Raw genomic sequence first — 20,381 nt, forward strand, 5'->3', positions numbered from 1 at the left:
CGAACCAGTTCAGACGTAGACGTCAGATGATGATGTCACCGGTCATCGGCCTGTTGTCGTGTGGGGGTTCACGGTGCTGGGCGTCGAGGTCACCGCGGCCGGTCTCGCTGTCAGGGCGCTGAGCGTGTCCGCCTACGATCCAGGAATGGATGTGGGCGGAACGGATGCATGGTGAGCGCGCGGTTTCGGGTGTTGGACTCCCGGCCTACCCAGATGGGTGAGATCAGCCTGCGTCGCAGGTGGGATCCCCAGGTCGGCAAAGAGGTGTACGAGATCAAGCTGGACGACGAGTTCTTGATGTCGAGCCTGTTCACGGTTGCCGAGGTGCAGCTGGCGCACCTCGCGCTCGGCAGCCTGTCCAGGACCGAGGTCGATGTGGCCGTGGGTGGGCTCGGACTCGGTTTCACCGCCAGTGCCGTACTGGATCACCCGAATGTGCGTTCGTTGGTTGTCGTCGAGGCGCTGGGTGAGGTGATCGACTGGCACCAAGGTGGGTTGATACCCGCGGGGGCCGGGGTGACATCCGACCGGCGGTGCCGGCTCGTCAATGGCGACTTCTTCGCCATGCTCCGGTCCGGTACGGGACCTGATCCTGCGCAGCCGGGCCGGCGGTTCCACGCGATCATCGTCGACATCGATCACTCTCCGCGCCACGTCCTGGCTCCCAGCCATGCCGAGTTCTATCTGCCGGCGGGACTGCGGCGGCTCGCCGAGTACCTCCATTCCGGTGGCGTCTTCGCGCTCTGGTCGAACGATCCGCCCGACCAGGAGTTTGTCGCCGTCCTCGCCGAAGTCTTCGCAGCGGCAGAAGCCGAGGTCGTCCGCTTCCACAACCCCTTGCAGGGACGCGAGGCAGTCAACACTGTCTACGTGGCCCGAACACCATCGCGGTAATGAACCGCGCCCGCCCCGCCGCAGCCGCCTTGGCAGGGAGCCAGCAGGCGGACTCGAGGACGAGTACGGGAATCTGACGCGGCCGCCGGCGGTTCCACGGGCGAGCCGCCGCGCTAAGCCGACGTCGGCGTACGGTCGACGATACGACGACGAGTTGCGCCCCGAAACCCTCGGCGCCCACGCCATGGAGGAAGGCCGATGAGCCCGCTGTCCGCACGTATCACCCACCTTGAACGCTCCACCATCAGGTCCCGTTACCCGCGCACCATCGGCCGCAATGCCCGGCTCGGCAGTCATGGTTCAGGCCCCGAGAGCCAGGTCGTCATCCTCCACACCGATTCCGGCATCAGTGGCTGGGGGCTGGTGGCCGGCGCAGTCCCGCCCGCCGAACAGGTGGTCGGTCGTACGGTGGTTGAGCTGTTCGACCCGGCCGTCGGCACCGTCGATGCGACCGTCCTCGGTCTGGACTTCGCGCTGCACGACCTGGCCGGTCAGCTGCTGAACCTGCCGGTCCACCAGCTGCTCGGCGCGCGTGGCGAGTCGTCGATACCGGTGTACGACGGTGCGATCTACTTCGACGACCTCGACCCCCAGGACGCACCGACCGGCGTCGCCGCGCCGCTGGCGAACTGCGCCGCGGACTACGCGCTGGGGTACCGCGCGTTCAAACTCAAGATCGGTCGCGGCAACCGGTGGCTCGACCGTGCAGCCGGGGACGCCCGCGACATCGAGGTCACCCACGCCGTCCGCGCGGCATACCCGGATGCGCACCTCCTGGTCGATGCCAATGACGGTTATGACTGCGACGGATTCCTGCGGTATCTCGACGCCGTTGCCGAATGCGACCTGTACTGGGTGGAGGAGCCGTTCCTGGATGACGCCGACGACCTCACCCGGCTTCGGAAGGCCCTGGACCGGACCGGGTCGTCAACGCTCATCGCCGAGGGTGAGACCGACCCGGACGTCGCACAACTGCTGCGGTTCGCCGAGGCCGGCCTGATCGACGTGGTCCTCCTGGACATCGTGTCGTACGGCTTTACCGCCTGGCGATCCTTGCTGCCGCGACTCGCGGACCTTGGCGTCACCGCCTCGCCGCATGCCTGGGGAGTGCCACTCAAGACGTTGTACGCCGCACAGCTCGCCGCCGGCCTCGGCAACGTGGGCGTGGTGGAAGGCGTCCCCGGCCAGACCCTGGGCGCCGACACCAGCGGTTACCGGTTCGACGACGGTCTGCTCACGGTGCCCGATTCGCCCGGCTTCGGAATCCCCCTCGACCCGAACTCCACCCCGAATACATGAGACGCCCTTGACGCACTAGGAGTCATCGGACGAGGTTTTCCGCAGGCGACGGCTGGACCGCACGGGGCCGGTCTCAAGCCAGCGCGACTCCCCTCCAGCTCTTTGCAGCGATGTCAATGGCCAGGTGCGCTCGCAGTCACGTTCTGTTGCGCTCGCTGGCTACGCGGTTCGGATTTCCCTCGGCCGCGGAGATCGTGCGTGCGGCGGCGATGAGGGTGAGGTGGCTGAACGCCTGGGGGAAGTTGCCGACCTGCCGCCTGCGCTCGACGTCGTACTCCTCGGCGAGCAGGCCGACGTCATTCGTGAGGCCGGTGAGTCGCTCGAACAGCGCCCGCGCGTCGGCGACGCGGCCGTTCAGCGCGAGGGCGCTGACCAGCCAGAACGAGCAGGCCAGGAACTGGCCCTCGTCACCGGGCAAGCCATCGTCGGTCTCCGCCGTCGAGTAGCGAGACACCAGACCGTCCCGCCCGAGCTCGCGTGAGATGGCGTCAATCGTGCCGGTTATCCGATCGTCGGTGCCCGGCAGAAAACCCACAAGGGGGACGTTGAGGACGCTGGCGTCGAGCTCCTTGGATCCGTAGTACTGCGTGAAGGTGCGGCGCCCGCGGTCATAGCCCCGCTCGCACACCTCGCGATGAATCTCGTCACGGACCTGCTTCCACCGCTCGACCGGGGCGTCCAGGCCGAACCGCTCGGCCAGTCGCACTCCGCGGTCGAATACGACCCAGGCCATGACCTTGGAGAAGGTGTAATGCCGTCGCGGTCCGCGCGCCTCCCAGATCCCGTCGTCAGGTTGGCGCCAGATGCTCTCGACGTGCTCGATGATGGCCCGGCACCGAGGCCAGAGCCAGTTCTCGATCCGGCCGAGGACCTCGATGCCGGCGAACATGACCCCAGCGACCTCGCCGTAGACGTCAAGCTGAAATTGCTCGGAGGCCGCGTTGCCTACCCGGACCGGCCTGGAGCCCTCGTAGCCAGGAAGCTCCGGAAGCTCGAACTCGGTCAAGCGCCGCTCGCCGCCCACCCCGTACATGATCTGCAAACTGCTGGGGTCGCCGGTGGCGACACGCAACAAGAAGTCGCGGAAGGCCAGCGCCTCCTCGGTGTACCCGCCAGCGAGTAACGCGTCGAGTGTGAGCACCGAGTCGCGCAACCAGCAGTAGCGGTAATCCCAGTTCCGCGCACCGCCGATGTCCTCCGGAAGCGACGTCGTTGGCGCGGCGATCACCGCGCCCGTCCGCGCCGACGCCATGGCCTTGAGCACGATCAGCGAGGCCACAACGTCTTCGGCGTAGGCGCCCTGATATCGGCATCGGCCACTCCACTCCCGCCACCAAGCCTCGGTCCGGGCAAGCGCGGAGTCGGCGTCCTCAACCGGCGGGGTCTCCTCGTAGGAAGCGTTCCAGGTCAGCGTCAGCCGCTCGCGAGCCCCCTCGACCATCACGAACTCGGCCTTCACAGAACCGTCCTCCACATGGAGCGGCAACGGCGTGCTGAGCCGAAACGCATCCGGACCTGCCGTCGTGAGAGCCCCATCGAACGCAGGCTCAGTCCACGGCACGATCGTCCCGTAGTCAGGACGCAATGAGAGCTCCATCTGCATCGGAACCCGACCACGGAGCGCCTCGACAATGCGCATCAACCGCGGCGGGCCCCCTCTCCGACGCGGCATGAAGTCGATCACGCGCACAAGACCGTCCCCGACCTCGAAATCAGTCTCGAGCACGAGAGTCCCCGCCCGGTAACGACGAGAAGTCGCACGCACCTCACCAACTGGCGCCATCAACCAGCGCCCATGACGCTCATCGCCCAACAAGGTCGAAAAGCACGAAGAAGAATCGAAACGTGGCAAACACAGCCACTCAACAGCGCCATTACGACCAACAAGGGCGGCGGCCTCCAAGTCGCCAATCAGACCGTAATCTTCAAGAAGCATTCGATTGTCACCCGTCCCATCAGCACTTTTCGCACGGTAGCGTCACGCCGTCGAATCCAACCGTCCCGGAAGGATCGATGGAGTCGAGCTTTGCTCGCGTGATGTCGCGGACGCTCACTCGGCGTGGGTGAGGTTCGCACAGTCGCGGCCCGCCGAGGGCTCGGTGACGTACGACCTGCCGGAGCTGGGCACATCGAGCGGTTGGATCGCACCGAGATGGCGCCAACCTTGGAGTCATGAGACTTGTGGTCGATCTCAACCGGTGCCAGGGCTACGGGCAGTGTGCCTTCGCCGCACCGGAGGTGTTTGAGATGCGTGGCGACGAGGGCTTGTTGTACGTGCCCAATCCCGGTGACGAGCAGCGGGAGAAGGTGCTTCGGGCCGCGGCGGCCTGTCCGGTGCGAGCGATCGTGCTCGATCGTGGACCGGGCAAGCCGGCTGCGGCCGCCAGAGTACAGGCCGCCAGACCGTCTGATCAGGTTGAGCGGATTGTCATCGTGGGTGCTTCGTTGGCCGGGCTACGCGCCGCGCACGCCCTTCGTCGCGAGGGCTTCGCCGGGTCGCTGACGTTGATCGGCGATGAGCCGTATGAGCCGTACGACCGGATACCGCTGTCAAAACACGTTCTGACTGGTCGGGTGCCCGCGCAGCGGACAGCGCTGCCCCTGGCCAGCGGGCTCGATGCGGACTGGCGGCTCGGGCAGGCGGCTGTGGGTCTGGATGGTCGAAACAAGCAGGTGCTGGTCGCCGACGGCGAGCAGGTGGCCTACGACCGGCTGTTGATCGCCACCGGAGTGCGCGCCGAACCCTGGCCGAACGCCGACGAGGCGGCCCTGGACGGCGTTCACACCGTGCGCGGCCGCGACGATGCTGCCGCGCTGCGGCAGCGGCTGGCCACCGACCCTGGGCACGTGCTGGTGATCGGGGCAGGGTTCATCGGCTCCGAGGTCGCCTCCGACTGCCGTGAGCTGGGCCTGCCGGTCACGGTCGTCGACCGCGGCCCGACACCGCTGGCCGGGGCGTTGGGGGCTGTCGTTGGCCGGATCGCCGCGCAGATGCAGCAGGATGCGGGCGTGGACCTGCGTTCCCGGACGTCTGTGAGCGCGCTGGAAGCCGACGCGGACGGTCGCCTTCGTCGGGCGCGGCTCTCGGACGGCAGCACGCTGGATGTCGAGGTCGCTGTCGCGGCGCTCGGTTCGCGGCGCAACGTCGAATGGCTCGAAGGGTCCGGTGTGGCTGCGGGGCGATGGGGTGTGGCCTGTGACGCGGGTTGCCGTGCGTTCGACGCCGCCGGTGTGGTCACCGATGACATCTTCGTCGCCGGGGACGTGGCGAGGTTCCCACACCCGGCCTACAACTACGAGTTCATGGCGCTCGAGCATTGGGGGAACGCCGTCGACCAGGCCGAGATCGCGGCCCATAACATGATCAGTGCCGGTCCGGACCGCTGGGCGCACCTGACGTTGCCGGTATTCTGGTCCACCCAGTTCGGCACGGAGATCAAATCGATCGGGGTGCCCACGTACGCCGACGAAATCGTCCTGACTCAGGGATCACCGGCCGACCGGCGGTTCGTGGCTGCGTACGGCCGCCAAGGACGTATCACCGCCGCGGTCACTTTCGACCACGGGATGTGGCTGGAATTCTACGGCCGGCTGATCGAGCAGGCGGCGCCGTTTCCACCGACGATGCGTACCGTCGACCAAGCGCCAACCCGGCAGCCCCTACCTGCCGAGACCCGGGAAGCACCAGCGGTGCAGGCCACAGTCGTGCTCACCGGCCACCAGCCAAGCGAGCGCCGGGCCGTGCTCGTGCACGGCGGCTGAGTCGCACGACGCGGCAACCGAGGAAGGGAGCCCTCATGGCAGCCGCGAGCATCTTCGAGCAGATCTTGGAATATGCCAACCGGGCCGATCCCTATTCCCTGTACTGGGAGCTGCGGAAAACGCCGGTCGTACGTGAGGCCGACGGAAGCTACGTGGTCAGTAGGTACCGCGACATCGTGGCATTGTTGCACGACCCGCGGGTCAGCTCACGCAACGTGCACCTGCGGGGCTTTATTTCCAAGGACCCGCCAGAGCACGACGACGTTCGGCGCCTCATCGGCCGGCATTACGGTCCGCCGACAACACCTGAGCGCATCGATCGCATGCGGCCCGAACTTCTGAACATCGTGACCGGCCTCATCGACAGGTTCACCGGTAGGACGGAGGTCGACCTCGTAGACGACTTCGCCTATCCACTCCCGGTAACAGCCATCTGCCGGTTGCTCGGCGTACCTGTAGAGGACGAACCCCGGTTCCACGTCTGGGCCGACACCATGGTCGAGGGCATCGGCCCTCAAGCCGATGAACGGGCGCGGCACCAGGCCGATGAGGCCTTTGTCGAGATGGGTGAGTACGTCGGCACCTTGATCGACGCCCACCGCGAAATGCCGGGCGAGGACCTGCTCTCGGCGCTGGTCACCGATGACAGCACCTGGAAAGCAATGTCGCGAACCGAGTTGGAGTCCAATGCCTCATTGCTGCTGCTCGCCGGACACGAGACCACGGTCAACCTCATCACCAACGGGATGCTGACTCTGCTCCGGCACCCCACCATGCTCGACAGAATCCGCCAGGAACCCGACTTCGTGATCCGCACTGTCGAGGAACTGCTCCGCTATGAACCGCCGGTGCACTTCCTGCTGCGAGAAGCACTCGACGACATCGACATCGCCGACACCTGCATCCCCGCAGGTGCCACGCTCCATCTCGCGCTCGCCTCGGGCAGCCGCGATCCTGCCCATGTACACGATCCGGACCGATTCGACCCCGATCGACACGACCTCGAACGCGTCGACGTCAATCCGGCTGAATCCGAGCACCTGGGCTTCGGCGGTGGCATCCACCACTGCTTCGGCGCACCGCTGGCCCGGGCCGAGGCCCAGATCGCGCTCACCGAACTGGCCCGCCGGCTGGACAATCCTCGCCTGCTCACGGACCCGCCACCGTACCGGCCCAACCCGGCGTTACGCGGCCCACGGCACCTGCCGATCGGATTCGACCGCGTCCGATCCGGCCAAGAAGTCCGCATTCCCCGTGGGCGGGAGCCCGCTGAAGATGTAGTAAGACAACGCGGCTAGCGTGAACAAATGGCTGCCGCCGGTAAGGCAGATCGACCGCGGGTGGGACGAGCGCTTACCCGGGTCCAGCTTGATGTCGTCGGCGAACAACGTACGGTTCGTGCTCTCCAGAAGATCCTTTCACTCGCCGGCCGTCTTGTGTGTGCCGAGTTCGGAGTGTTGGTACTCGCTGACCCAGACCGAAATGCCAGCGTCGTCATCACCGAGGGCTTGGCCGATGACGAGACTGTCGGCATCAAGGATTCAGCGTGGTTGGCAACGCTGCTGAGTCGATTTTCGGATGCACCGCTCCCGGTGCGTAGCAACGACATCGGCACGGATCCTGCCGCATTCGGCCTTCGGCGGCATCTCGTAGTGACGGGGCTGGTCTGCGCCCCGATCGTCCTGGATAACGAACCACGCGGCTTTCTCTACGTGGGCAACAAGGCCGGCGGCGACAGGTTCACCAAGACGGACGAACGCGTGATTCTGGCGCTCGCAGGCGCCGCCGAGATCACGGTAGCGAATGCCCAGCTAGAAGACAGTCAGCGGCAGCAGCGGTGGCTCGAGGCACTGTCCAACGTGTTCCAACCGCTGGTCGGCGGCGCTGACGAGGACGAGGCGCCTCGTAAACTGATCCGGCTGCTGCGCGTCGTCACCGGTGCCGACGCCAGTCTGATCGTGCTGGTCGATCCCGCCGACCCACAGAGGAACCTTGTCGTGGAGGCGGCCGACGGCCTTTGCGCCGAGCTGTCCGGTTTACGCGCACGGCGTGTGGGCGTTGTCTCCCACGTACTTGACGCGGTTCGCCCAATCCTCCACGAGAACGTCGGTAACGAGGCAAGTTCCGTCCTTCCTGCCGAATGGGTGCACTCATTCTCGGTACTCGGGCAGGCCATCTTCGCCCCATTGGCTTACTCCGGCGAGGTCTTGGGTGTACTCGTCGTCGGATGGAGGCAGGGCTCACGAGAAGACGGGTTTGCCCCTGACGAAGCGGACCTCGTCGGGAGTTTCGCCGACGCGGTAACCCTCGCGGTACTGAAGGAGCGAGTGCGGGCGGAGCGCATTCGGCGGCAGCGATGGCTTACCGCATGCGCGGAGCTCGTCGACCTCTTCTCGAGCGACGTCGATCGCGACGAAGCGTTGCGTTTGGTAATTCGAAAGCTGCGCGAGGTCTCGAATGCCGACTACGCCGGGATTGTCCTCGATCCGCCGGGTGCCGGTGACACATCCGTGATGGTGATCGAAGGCTTCGCACCAGGTGACGAGGTTTCGGACGTACCGATCGCACGGCAGGGTCTAGTCGCCTCGGTGATCGAGTCGGGTCGCGCGATCGTCAGCGATGACCTTCCGAGCGAGGAAGGCTTCCGCCCGCCCGAGGAGAGGGTAGCGGCCGCGTTTTCCAGGATCGGACTCGGGATGCTCGTGCCCATCGGCCATACCGGCGGGGTAATGGGCGTCCTGTTTGCTGGTTGGGGACGGGACTCGCGCTATGTGGCGGCGGCAAGAGGCGAGGTCCAGCTGGTGCAGACGTTCGCCGACAAGGCGGCTCTCGTGCTGCTGCGGGGCCACGCACATCAAGATCGTGAACGCCGACAGAGGTGGCTGGAGGCTTCCTATGAGTTGACTCGGCTGCACCTCCGCCACCGGCAACGCGACGAGGTCTTGCGGATCATACTCCGGCGCTTGCGCCAGGTTTCCGGTGCAGACTTCGCCGCGATCACTCTGCAGGATCCAGCGGGGCAGGAGAACACCGTTGTGCAGATGTTTGAAGGCTTCGGATCCACCATCGACGACCTAGCCTCCGTACCTGTTCGCGTTCCTCGGGATGGTCCCACCGCATCCGTTCTCGCGTCAGGGCAGAAGGTGGTGAGCGAGGAGCCCACACAGCTGTCCGGCTACGATCCGCGTCCGGAGGTGACAGAGGCACTTTCGGTGGTCGGTCTGGGCATCCTCATGCCGCTCATCGCCGATGATGAGAATATGGGGGTTCTCATGGCCGCTTGGCGAAAAGGCTCATCCGACGAGCGGGCAGCCAAGGGCGAGATCCCTCTGGTGGAGACGTTCGCGGACCAGGCGGCGCTCGCACTTCTGCGCGCCCGTGCCGAGGAGGAACGCTTCCGCCGCGAGCGATGGCTCGAGGCGACCGCGGACATGTCGCGTCTGCTGATCGGAGAGGTCGACCGGGACGAGGCGATGTCGCTGGTGATCGGCCGGTTGCGGAAGATCTTCGGCGCCGACTTCGGCGGGGTTATGATCCTCGACCCGGCCGATGCGACGAGCTTGTCGGTCGTCACCATGCAAGGGCCGGGTTTGCCAGGTATCTCCCCGGATGCGCAGATCCCTCGGGGAGGTCTGGTCGCCCGCGTGATCGAGTCCGGCGAGCGGATCGTCAGTAACGACTACCCACGCCAGAGTGGTCACGATCCTCCCACGGAGTGGAAGGCGGCCCTTTCCGTGATCGGGCTGGGCATGGTCATGCCGCTCATCGCATCGGGTGAGGTCCTCGGTGTTCTGTTCGCCGGTTGGCGCCGGGGCTCACCTCACGAACGCGCGGCCATGGGCGAGGTCCAACAGATACAGACCTTCGCTGACCTGGCGGCGGTTGCGCTGCAGCGAGTACGAGCGCAGAGCGATCGCGACCACCTGCTGCTCCTGCAGGATCGAGTACAGATCGCACGGGACCTGCATGACGTCGTCCTGCAACGCCTGTTCGCCGTCGGTTTAGGCCTGCAGAACGCCAGTGCCCGGACTGGCGCGGAGGACTTCCGGCAACGTCTAGATCAGGCAATCGCTGATCTCGACCAGACCTGCGACAATGTCCGGTCGACGATCTTCAGCCTCGCGAGCGAGGAGATGAACGAACCGCCCGGCACGGACAAACCCACGTGACGTCCGCTTGGTTCCGAACTACCCCTGCTCTGGAGTCGGCTCCGCCGTCGAGCCCTGACCCAGCCCCCGGCTCGGGTGCGCTCAGCGCGCGCCGGCGAGTTCGTTCGCCCTTTCGCGTCTGAGAACCGCTTCGAGTGCGGCGTACTCCGCCTCGTCGATGGCGGACCTGGCGATGTCGATGGCAAATGCCGCGTCGTCCTCGGCCATGTCGGCTCGGACGGCGGCCTTCTTGGCGTCCTGCTCTTCGCGTTTCGTCTCGATGTTGGACCGTATTTGCTGGACTTGCCTGTCCCACTGCTGTTGGACGTCGCGCCACCAGGACGATGCGTCGGACTTGGCTTGGTCGGCGCGTGCCCGGAGCTCGTTGTTGCGCTCCTGAGCCGATGCCCGCGCTTTGGCGACCTGCTCCTCCAGCTTGGCGTGCTGGGCAGTCTGGGCGGCGTGGAAGTCGTCCTCTGCCTTCTTGGCTTTGGCGGACATGGCGGCTAGTGAGTCTGAAAGAGTCATCGTTGTACTCCCATCTGTTTGACTGTCCGACGAATGGTCTCCACCAGGTCACGCAAAAGTCTGAAGTCGTGACCTGGCCCACCCGTCAAGCGCGTCTGCCGGATCGCGTGGGGGCGCGGCTCTGACCCCGTTGAGCCGGGACACCGGCCTCTGCAGCCAAACGGTCCCGTGCGGCTTTGACCTCGAACGCGAGCATGATTTCGGTGAACCCACGGAACAGCGCCAGGAGCCCGACATAGAGGATCAGCAGCGCCGCGCGGGACGAAATCACCTGCTGTGAGGCCCAGAAGCCGATGAGGATCTCGATGACGCCCGCGCCCGCCCCGAGCCACCAGACACTGTTCACGAATCTGGACTCAATGGACGTGATCAGGACAAGAGCCCCCTGCAGTATGAACAGCGCCCCAACGATGGTCGCCAAGGCCCAGAACGCGTCCAGTGGGCTGACAAAAGCCCAGATCGCACCGGCGAGGAAGAGGAAGCCCATCACTACGCGCGCCCACCGCCACGGCGACCAAACGGACGCAATCAGGAACTCGTTGACCATTGCCCCCAAGAAGACGACGCCCATGAGGATCCCGATAGTGAACGCCGACGTCGCGGTGAACCGCAACATCGCCATCGAGACGATCAGCCACGCGATCCCGGTCAGGAGAAAGAGCCACCACGGGCCTACGAGCCGCGCCAGGCCAGCAGGGAGCAGGTCAGCCTGCGAAGATTCAGGCTGGGCCGATCCAGTCGGCGGTGATTCGGACTTTGGCGACTCAGCCTGCGGACTACTCATCGGGTCCTCCGAGGTTGGGTATACAGGCGGTCTGTAAGCCGAAGCGCGTGCCGGCACTCCACCTGTCTCTTCCTCGACCGTAGGAACGTACACACACTCAGCTACAGGGACCAAGGTCACCGAAGCGGCCCGGGCCAAAGGGTCCGCTCGACGGCTCTGTCGGCGGCAGGATGGGCTGGAACCACTGACAGAGAATTGATCGGGGCCGTTCGTCCCGTCACGTAGTCATGTGTCCGGCACGAGCGCAAACCGGCGGCCCAAGGAGCACTTATGTCCCGCAAAGGGGTCACCGGGTCGGGAATGTCGCGACCGGTCACCATTCTGGTCGGACTGGCGGCCACGTTCCTGGTGATAGCGGGCCTGCGTGACGCCGCAGGCATCGTCGGACCGACGTTCCTTGCCCTGGTGCTCACCATCGCCGTGCATCCCCTGCATACCTGGGCCGAGCGCCGTCGCCTTCCCGGCTGGGTGGGCACCATCGCCGGCCTGGCTGCCATCTACGCTTGCCTACTCGCCCTCGTAGTGTCTTTCGCCGTCGCGATCGCACGGTTCGCCACGCTGCTGCCCGCATATCGGGTCCAGTTCGCCCGGCTGCTCGACCGCACGCTGGCCTGGCTCGCCGACCTGGGCCTGACCCAGACGCAGCTGGAGGAGATGGCCGGCGCGCTCGATATCAACAAGTTGGTCACCGTAGCCAGCAGCGTCGCCGGCGGCGCCCTCGGCGTGCTTACCAGTCTCGGCTTCGTCGTCACGCTGCTGCTGTTCATGGTCGCCGACGCCGCCGGATTCGGGCACAAGCTTCTCGCCATGCCGGCCGAGCGGCTCCGACTGGCACGTGCGCTGAGCACGTTCGCGACAGGCACCCGACGGTATCTCGTCGTCTCCACGGTGTTCGGTCTCGCCGTGGCCGTGGTCGACGTCGCAGCATTGCTGGTGATCGGTGTTCCGGCAGCGCTGCTGTGGGGTTTGCTGTCGTTCATCACCAACTACATCCCGAACATCGGCTTCGTCCTCGGCCTGGTGCCACCCGCGGTTATCGGGCTGCTCGAGGGCGGACCGAGGATGATGATCGCCGTCATTGTGGCGTACAGCGTCGCCAACGTGGCGATCCAGAGCGTCCTCCAGCCGAAGGTGGTGGGCAATGTCGTCGACGTCTCCGCCACGCTCACGATGCTGTCTCTGGTCTTCTGGGCCTTCACGCTCGGCGCGATCGGCGCGCTGCTGGCCGTTCCGCTGACCCTGCTCGTCAAGGCGCTGCTCGTCGACGCCGATCCGGACGCAGCCTGGTTGCAGCCGTTGCTTTCTGCGCAGAGAAAGTCGACCAGATGAGGCCCGCGCCATCGTTGCCTTCGGTACGCCCGGCAAGCCTGGGCAACGCTCGTCGACCTCGCCGACCAGCTGAGATTCGCCCACATCGTGCTTTGTTGGTCAGCCAAGCTCGTTGCCTTCGACGACCCGGGCCGCGATCTGCGCTCGGGAGGTGAATCCGAGCTTGACCAGGATGTGTTCCACGTGGGCCTCGGCCGTGCGCTGAGAGATCACCAGGTGGCGGGCGATGTCCTTGTTGCTCGACCCTTGGGCGATCAGCTCGGCCACCTCTCGCTCGCGGGGGGTGAGGATCGCCTCGATGGCGGCGGGTTCTGGCGTTGTCCGAACGCTCTCGCCCAAGGCGTACGCGAGGGCTGCCGGCAGGCCGAGATCCCTCCCGTCCTGAAGGGCTGCATCGAACGCCTCCCCGCCGAGCTCGAGCCGAGTACGCCGCTCGCATTCTCCGTGGTACGGCTGAGTGAACTGGCCAATCGAGGGGGACGTACCAATGGCTTCCATGAGGTTCTTCGCGGAGCCGAGCAGCGTGGCGGCATGCTGGGGATCGTGATCGTGCTCGCTCGCCGCGATCCAGGCCAGCGCTTCCAGACACCAGGCAATACCAAGCAGGTCGCCGATCGAGCGTTTCAGGCGCAGGCTCCCGCGTACGAGGTCGACCGCCTGTCGGGTCTCTCCCTGCAGCCAGGTCGTGAGTCCGAGACTCCACAGGGCCAGCGAGCGGAACCAGACCTCGTTGCGAGGCTCGGTGATCGCGAGCATCTCCCGCTGGCAGGCGAGTGCTCGCTTCGGATCGTGCTGGATGCTCATCAGCGAGAGTGCGAAGAGGGCTTCGAGGAGCCCACGGAGATTGTTGTCGGCGCGGAAGACATCGAGAGCGGCCTCCAGAAGTACGGGACCGCGGGCGAGATCTCCGTTCCAGTGGGCGAGATACCCGTTGGCGAGAGTGATCAGCGCGCTCATCGAAGGATCGCCCAGCTTCCGGGCCACCTCGCCACCCTCGTCCGCGCGGGCCGACTCCACGGGAAAGTCGCCCTGATGCCCGGCCAGCATGCTGCACGCATAGAGGGCGCGGACTCGGTCGGAACTGATCTCAACAGGGCAGGCAAGGGCTTGGTCGAGCCAGCGTCGGCCCTCGCTGAGTGGCCCGCGGGCGATCCAGTACGAGTACAGCGTGGCGGCCATCCGGAGAGCGGTTCGGGCATCAGCACGCTCGCTGAGGGCGAATTCCAGGGCGGCGCGGATGTTTGGCTGCTCCCGGTCGAGCAGGGTGAGCCAGTCCACCTGGCGAGGGCCGACCCACTCGGTGTCAGCCCGCTCGACGAGCTCGGCATACCAGTCCCGATGCCGCCGGCGCAGCGCGCTGAACTCGCCGGTCTCCTGTAGCTTCACTCGGCCGAACTCCCGGATGGTGTCCAGCAGCCGGTAGCGAGCGAGCTTCGCATCTCCTTCCCGGATTACGATCGACTTGTCGACCAGCGAGGCCACGACCTCGAGCACGACGTCCGCCACCAGGTCGTCCCCGGCGGTGATGGACTCCGCCGCGTCCAGGTCGAAGCCGCCGGCGAAGACTGCCAGCCGGGTCCAGAGCAGCTGTTCCTGCGTGGAACAAAGGTCATAGCTCCACTGGATGCAGGACAGCAGCGTCTGCTGTCGGGTGGGAGCGCCGCGTGGGCCTTTGTCCAGCAGCCGGAACCGATCCTTCAGCCGGTCGGCGATCTCCTGCGGCCTCAACACCCGCAGCCGCGCCGCCGCCAGCTCGATCGCGAGCGGTAGGCCGTCCAGCCGGCGACAGATCTCCGCCACGGCGGCCTGGTTGTCCCGGGTGAGGGCGAATCCAGGCGCTACGGCCGTCGCCCGGTCGACGAACAGGGCCACCGCCTCGAACCGGAACAATTCCTGTGGGGAGGCCGGCAGCTGTTCGTCCGGCATCGGCAGAGACGGCACCGGCAACGTGACTTCTCCGTAGGTACTCAGCGGCTCGCGGCTGGTGGCCAACACCCGCAGCTCCGGGCAGGAACGCAGCAAGGTGGCGACCAGCTTCGCGACGGCGTCCACCAGATGCTCGCAGTTGTCCATGACCAGCAGGAGCTGCCGGGAGGCGAGGTAATGCTCCAACACTGTCATCGGCGGGCCCTCGAACGGCTCACGCAGACCCAGCGCTACTGTCACGGTCTCGGCGAGCAGTTCCGGGTCTTGCAACCGGTCGAGCTCGACCAGCCAGACCCCATCGCCGAATGCGCGCCGGACGTTCGTGGCCACCCGGAGCGCGAGCCGAGTTTTGCCGACACCGCCTGGCCCGGTCAACGTCACCAGACGCGACGAAGCCAACAATCGCCGCACGTCGGTCAGCTCATGCCGACGGCCGACGAAGTTGGTGAACTCCGGGGGAAGGTTCGCAAACCCCCGATCAATGGGCGGCATGACATCTTCACGTTATCGGATTTCGGTTGAGGTATACGGGGCCGTGATCGAGAACGAGCGTTCATCCGGCGCGGACGAGCCTGAGTCCTGCGATTGCAGGGGTGTCGCGCGCCTGCCTGAACTCGACCGTCACCGCGTCGACGTTCGCTGGGGGAAAGGTGAGAATTCGCTGGTAGCCGACACAGGTTGCCTCGGCCAGGATGGCGGTGGCTCCGCCACGGTGTCCCGACACCACGACGTGTTCCAGGCGCTGGCCCAGCGAGATCTCCTCTTTGAGGATCAGTGCTTCGACCACCGTATCGCTGCCCAGGTTGACGGTGATCGACGCGGCAGCGTCGTCCTCGTCTGGCTGCCACCACCCGGTGCCGTTGGCAAGGTCCAGGGTCGGGTCCGGTGGGAGGTCGCTGCCCCACCGTCTCGCCACGGATCGCTGCGTCGCCCCTTCCACCACAGCTCCGGACGAGAACGAGATCTCTGCGGCTATCGTGCGATCGCGGAGGCCGGAGATCATGTCGCCGAGTTCTGCCAGCGTCGCCACGTCGGGCGCAGCGAGCAGGCCGTGCGGCGTCGGAGGAACGTTGAGGAGGAATGCTGAGTTCCCGCCTACGGACGAACGGTAGATGCTGAAGAGCTCCGCCACATCCCGCACCCGGATGTCCTCGGCTTGGTGGTAGAACCAGCCGGGACGAATCGACGTGTTGACCTCGGCGGGATACCAGATCAGGTCGTCGTACCCGGCCAGCGCGGCACGGCTTCCGAGGTCTTCCTCATTGCTGCGGACCAGTCTGGCGAACGTTCCGTCGTCCACGTGCTGTGACTGGTTCGCGATGCGCTCGGTGTCCTGCAGCGTTCGGGGGACCACGCTCCATTCGTCCTGACGCGTGTGCCCCGCCTCGTTGCCGCACCAGCGTACGTCTGGCCCGCAGACGTTGATGACGGCATCGGGCTGAAGTTTGCGGATGGTCGCGTAGTAGCGCTCCCAGTCGTACACCTGGTGCCTGCCGTCCGCGCCCTCGCCGTTGGCTCCGTCGAACCACACCGAGAAGAGCATGCCGTAGTTCGTCAACAGCTCCTCGAGCTGGGCCACGAAAAAGTCGTTGTACGGTTCCCCGGTGCCGTAGGACGCTTCACTCCGGTCCCACGGTGACAGGTAGATCCCGAACGCCAAGCCATGTCGTTCGGCCGCCGAGGCGGCTTCTGCCACGACGTCTCCCTGACCACCCTGCCACGGCGAGGTGGCGACGGAGTGCTGGGTCAGTCGACTCGGCCAGAGGCAGAAGCCGTCGTGATGCTTGGCTGTCAGGATCGCGCCCTTCATGCCGGCGCGGGCCAAAGCCGACATCCACTGGTCGGCATCCAGGTTGGCGGGGTCGAAAGCCGACGGACTCTCGTCGCCCAGGCCCCACTCGCGTCCGGTCATCGTGTTCATGCCGAAATGGATGAACGCATAGAACTCCAGGGCCTGCCAGCGGAGCTGTCGGTCGGTCGGGCGTACCGCAGCGAGGTTAGCCGCTGTTGGAATGTCGGAGGCAGCCATCAACCCTCTCCCTGTCTGTCACATGTGAGGCGACCGGATATGTCACTGGTCGTGGACGGACGTCGATGTCGGCCGCGTCCTGAGCAAGCTGGACCCAGCGAGGTGGTCGGCGAAGGTGGTTCGTCGTCGCCGAAGCCATGGTGAGGCTGTCCGCATTCCTATGTCTGGCACCGGAGTGAGATCGCGCGCCGGCATGACTCGTTCAGGTGAGTACGCATCGCGTCGGCCGCAGCGTCAAGGTCACGGCTTTCGATCGCGGACACGATGGCTTCATGTTCCTGCCTGGTGACATCAGCCTTCGATGCTCGACTTTGGATACGAAGGAGATGGAGGTGGCAGTGGGTACGCGCGAAGGCCTGTGCGACCTGACGGTTTCCGCACAGTCGCATCAGGAGGCCATGGAAGCGGATGTCGTGGTCACAGAGCAGCCGGTATGGAGGCTCCGGCCCGGATCGTAGGGAGGTGGCGAATTGGTCAAGCTCTGCTCGGAGTCCGCTGACATCGATGTGTCGGGAGGCGGCGGCGACCTCTGCGGCGGCCCAGGGCTCGAGAAGGAGTCGGAGCTCGAAGAGCTCTCTCACTTCCTCGTTCGTCAGCAACTCGGTCGCGAAGTATCCGCGTTGTGGTCGCTTGACGACGAGTCCTTCTGACTCCAGGCTCGCGAGCGCCTCGCGAACGGGCGTGTGCGAGACCCCCAGCGCCGTAGCGAGTCGGCCAATGATCAGGCTTTGGCCGGGGCGGATCGTCTGGTCCATCAACAGGTTGCGGACCGCGGCGACTGCCTCGTCGACAAGCACTCGTCGCGGTGCGAGCCGCTCGAGTGGGAGAGGGTCAGTCGACACGTTCACCATCCAGGTCCCGGTGCCATGCAGGCACTAAGAATATATACATACACACCAAATCTGCGCTCGCGACCTTTGCGCAGGCCAGTCCATCGCGACTGTCGATCCTAGGGCTATGCCCAGCCCGGGGGGGAGAGCGCAGCGCCCGCGCAGCGACCGCGCGCATTCACCGGCGGCCGAATTTGGCCACGACTCTAGACACTACATATCTATCGTATAGATTCCTGCCCACATCAAGCGGCACTCTCCAGCCGGGTGGGCGCCAGACCTCGACTCCCGGTCCATGCACCCGTGGCCTGCATCGGCTTGCGGCGGGTGGAAGTTGGCCACCCAGCCAACGCGGCAATCGGAACGGCTCGCCGGAACCACCAAGCAGCTGTCTGTAGTGCCACCAGGCAATGAGCCGATCAGACGCTGGACGGTGTCCGAGGGAGGTTGCGGTGAGTCCAGAGCGGACGCCGGTTCCAGGCGGTACTGGCGCGAACACCGCCCCTCGTCACAACGACACGGCGGTGGTGACCCTCTGGCCACGTGGGCGGATGCGCACACCTCGAGGTGTCCCTGGCTCGTCTGCTTCCGATTTACAACCGTGATCCAAGCGACGGGGGTCAGTCCGACAGTCGACCTTCCCAGCACAGAGGAGTACGCACATGGCAGTTGAAGAGTGGCATGAGTCGGCACCGCACATCGGACAGAGTGGCTTCTCCCGACGGCAATTCGTCACCCGTGCGCTAGGTCTGGGCTTGTCGGCGGCGACGGCAGGCTCCCTGGTGGCCGCATGCAGCGGTGGTGGCGAGCCGGAGGGGGGCGGGCCGGCCGAGAAAGCACTGGTGCCGAAGGGTGGGCCGAAGTCCACACCGAACCAGGACGTCATCTATCCCGAGGGCTATGTCGGCCCGATCGCGTCGAAGAAGGCGACGATCGTGAAGGAGAAGGTCACGTTGAAGATCGTCGTGCCACAGAGCACGTCGGTCGGGGACTGGAAGGACAACGCCTTCAGCAAGTGGTACGAGGACAAGACCGGTGTCCACGTCGACTTCCAGGTGGTGGCCGGCGAGGCCGGCTCGCCGGACGCCTTGACGAAGGTCAACGCCATGATCGCGTCCGGGGATGTTCCCGACGCTTTCATGAACATCAACTTCAGTCCGGCGCAGCAGATGCTGTACGGCTCGCAGGGAATGTTCATCCCCCTGAATGAGCTGATCGAGGACTACGGCGCCGAGATCAAGGGGATGTTCAAGGACTACCCGGACGTCAAGGACCTCATCACCGCGAACGACGGCAACATCTACACGATGCCGTACGTCAACGACTGTTTCCACTGCAACTGCGGCATCCAACGGATGTGGATCAACAAGGCGTGGTTGGACAAGCTCGGCCTCGGCGTACCGGAGACGCTGGACGAGTTCGAGGAAGCGTTGAAGGCGTTCGCCAACGGCGACCCGAACGGCAACGGGAAGAAGGACGAGGTACCGCTGTCGGGCGTCTCGGACCAGCCGTTGAGCAACTTCTTCATGGGGTCGTTCATCTACAACCCAGGACCGTGGATGGATCCACCGTGGCTGTTCTTGAACGACAGCAAGGTCGACTTCGTGGCGAACAAGCCCGAGTGGCGTGAGGGTTTGCGCTACCAGAACCGGCTGTTCAGCCAGGGGCTGCTCGCCAAGGAAGCCTTCACCCAAGATGTCGAGGCGCTGCAGCGCGTCGGCAACAGTGCCGGCGACAACATCCTGGGAGCCGCTCGGGTGTGGGACTGGGGAAACTTCGTGACCGTTGACGTCGAGGACCCCAAGGCGCGTTGGCGCGACTACGTCTGTGTTCCGACCCTGAAAGGCCCGGACGGGACCGCGACGGCCCACTGGAACTACTACGGTGCGGCGGGGATCAACGGCGGCTTCGTCGTCACCAGTGCCTGCAAGAACCCCGAGGTCGCGGTGGCGTGGGCCGACGGGCAGTACGAGCTCGAGGCGCAGCTGCAGGCGTACAACGGCAAGGACTGGCGATATGCCAAGGACGGCGAGGTCGGGATCAACGGCAAGCAGGCCCTGTGGACCACGATCGGGACCTGGCCTCCCGACGACGGCCTGTGGTGGGGCCAGCTCGGTGTGAACTACCGGTCGAGCGACTTCCGCCTCGGCGAGGTCGTGGACCCGGAGAAGCCGACGTTCGAGAAGCCGTTGTACGAGGAGTCCCAGAAGTACTACAACCTGCGCCAGGACAGGAGCCTGCAGCTTCCGCCGGTCTATCTGACGGAGGATCAGGCCGCCGTTGCTGGTGAGCTGGCCACATCGATCGAGAACCACGTGCTGCAGCACGAGGCGAAGTTCACCATGGGTCAGCTCGACATCAACGACGACGCCGAGTGGCAGAAGTACGTCGACACCTTCGACCGGATGGGCGTGGCGAACTACCTGAATGCCTACCAGGCGGCCTACGAGGCGAAGTACGCCTGACGCGAGTAGGACCGACGACCGAAACACACGAAAGAGCCGGCGAGGAGGGCGACGTGGCCGTCACGACAGTCCGGACAGTCCGGATCAGGGAGACCCGGTCCGACCGGATCTTCACGATTTCGAACTACGTCGTGCTGACGTTGTTCCTTCTCGCCGTGCTCTATCCCCTGGTATTCATCCTGTCCGCTTCGATGAGCGACCCGCTCGCGGTGTCGTCAGGGCGGGTCTGGTTATGGCCGGTCGACTTCAACTTCACCGGCTACCAGGCCGTCGTCGAGTACCGATCGATCGTGCGGGGATTCCTCAACTCCGTCTTCTACGCAGGCGTCGGAACGTTTGTCAACGTGACCTTGACATTGCTCGCGGCGTACCCGCTGTCACGGCGCG

The 20,381-nt window shown here is 65.5% G+C and carries 14 protein-coding genes; 8 read left to right on the plus strand and 6 right to left on the minus strand.

Features of this window, described 5'->3' with window-relative positions; translation table 11 throughout:
- The first annotated feature begins 213 nt into the window (after positions 1–213).
- Together ABN034_RS26665 and ABN034_RS26670 are read left to right on the plus strand one after the other, a co-directional pair.
- Positions 214–894 (plus strand): spermine/spermidine synthase domain-containing protein, encoded by a 681-nt coding sequence (locus ABN034_RS26665; RefSeq protein ID WP_349693716.1) that lies wholly within the window; start codon positions 214–216, stop codon positions 892–894.
- Positions 895–1,092: 198 nt separating this feature from the next.
- Positions 1,093–2,193, plus strand: a complete 1,101-nt coding sequence (locus ABN034_RS26670) for an enolase C-terminal domain-like protein (RefSeq protein ID WP_349693717.1) — start codon at positions 1,093–1,095, stop codon at positions 2,191–2,193.
- 136 nt (positions 2,194–2,329) lie between these two features.
- Here the strand turns inward: ABN034_RS26670 and ABN034_RS26675 are convergent, their stop codons facing one another.
- The gene (locus tag ABN034_RS26675) at positions 2,330–4,129 is read right to left on the minus strand and encodes a glycoside hydrolase family 15 protein (protein ID WP_349693718.1); all 1,800 of its coding nucleotides are present in this window, start codon (positions 4,127–4,129) and stop codon (positions 2,330–2,332) included.
- 236 nt (positions 4,130–4,365) lie between these two features.
- On the opposite strand from ABN034_RS26675, the gene ABN034_RS26680 reads away from it, so the two are divergent.
- Genes ABN034_RS26680 through ABN034_RS26690 form a run of 3 tightly spaced genes read left to right on the plus strand, consistent with a single transcriptional unit; the run spans position 4,366 to position 10,124 of the window.
- Entirely contained in the window at positions 4,366–5,955 is a 1,590-nt protein-coding gene (locus ABN034_RS26680) for an FAD-dependent oxidoreductase (protein WP_349693719.1), read from the plus strand.
- Positions 5,956–5,990: 35 nt separating this feature from the next.
- Positions 5,991–7,253: a cytochrome P450 gene (locus ABN034_RS26685; protein ID WP_349693720.1), complete on the plus strand. Its 1,263-nt coding sequence runs from the start codon at positions 5,991–5,993 to the stop codon at positions 7,251–7,253.
- 9 nt (positions 7,254–7,262) lie between these two features.
- Positions 7,263–10,124: a GAF domain-containing protein gene (locus ABN034_RS26690; RefSeq protein ID WP_349693721.1), complete on the plus strand. Its 2,862-nt coding sequence runs from the start codon at positions 7,263–7,265 to the stop codon at positions 10,122–10,124.
- Positions 10,125–10,205: 81 nt separating this feature from the next.
- Here the strand turns inward: ABN034_RS26690 and ABN034_RS26695 are convergent, their stop codons facing one another.
- Together ABN034_RS26695 and ABN034_RS26700 are read right to left on the minus strand one after the other, a co-directional pair.
- Complete coding sequence (locus tag ABN034_RS26695; RefSeq protein WP_349693722.1) at positions 10,206–10,604, minus strand: hypothetical protein; 399 nt, start codon at positions 10,602–10,604, stop codon at positions 10,206–10,208.
- 112 nt (positions 10,605–10,716) lie between these two features.
- Positions 10,717–11,415: an HdeD family acid-resistance protein gene (locus ABN034_RS26700; RefSeq protein WP_349693723.1), complete on the minus strand. Its 699-nt coding sequence runs from the start codon at positions 11,413–11,415 to the stop codon at positions 10,717–10,719.
- Positions 11,416–11,685: 270 nt separating this feature from the next.
- Here ABN034_RS26700 and ABN034_RS26705 point away from each other — a divergent pair, with 270 nt between their 5' ends.
- A complete protein-coding gene (locus ABN034_RS26705) occupies positions 11,686–12,744 on the plus strand; it encodes an AI-2E family transporter (RefSeq protein ID WP_349693724.1) in 1,059 nt (352 codons plus the stop codon).
- A 99-nt stretch (positions 12,745–12,843) separates the two neighbouring features.
- On the opposite strand, the gene ABN034_RS26710 is transcribed toward ABN034_RS26705, so the two are convergent.
- The 3 genes from ABN034_RS26710 to ABN034_RS26720 all read right to left on the minus strand — a co-directional run bounded on the left by ABN034_RS26710 (position 12,844) and on the right by ABN034_RS26720 (position 17,541).
- On the minus strand, positions 12,844–15,162 hold the full coding sequence (locus tag ABN034_RS26710; RefSeq protein ID WP_349693725.1) for an ATP-binding protein: 2,319 nt from the start codon (positions 15,160–15,162) through the stop codon (positions 12,844–12,846).
- 61 nt (positions 15,163–15,223) lie between these two features.
- Positions 15,224–16,699 carry an alpha-L-fucosidase gene (locus ABN034_RS26715; protein ID WP_349693726.1) on the minus strand — a complete coding sequence of 492 codons (1,476 nt, stop codon included), beginning with the start codon at positions 16,697–16,699 and terminating at the stop codon, positions 15,224–15,226.
- Positions 16,700–16,857: 158 nt separating this feature from the next.
- Entirely contained in the window at positions 16,858–17,541 is a 684-nt protein-coding gene (locus ABN034_RS26720) for a GntR family transcriptional regulator (protein ID WP_349693727.1), read from the minus strand.
- 650 nt (positions 17,542–18,191) lie between these two features.
- On the opposite strand from ABN034_RS26720, the gene ABN034_RS26725 reads away from it, so the two are divergent.
- Positions 18,192–19,994, plus strand: coding sequence for an extracellular solute-binding protein (locus ABN034_RS26725; protein ID WP_349693728.1), 1,803 nt, complete (start codon positions 18,192–18,194; stop codon positions 19,992–19,994).
- Positions 19,995–20,047: 53 nt separating this feature from the next.
- Positions 20,048–20,381, plus strand: a 334-nt coding sequence (locus ABN034_RS26730) for an ABC transporter permease family protein (RefSeq protein ID WP_502879098.1), incomplete at its 3' end; no start/stop codon positions are given.

It is taken from the genome of Actinopolymorpha sp. B11F2, assembly GCF_040195635.1.
GTDB lineage: Bacteria > Actinomycetota > Actinomycetes > Propionibacteriales > Actinopolymorphaceae > Thermasporomyces.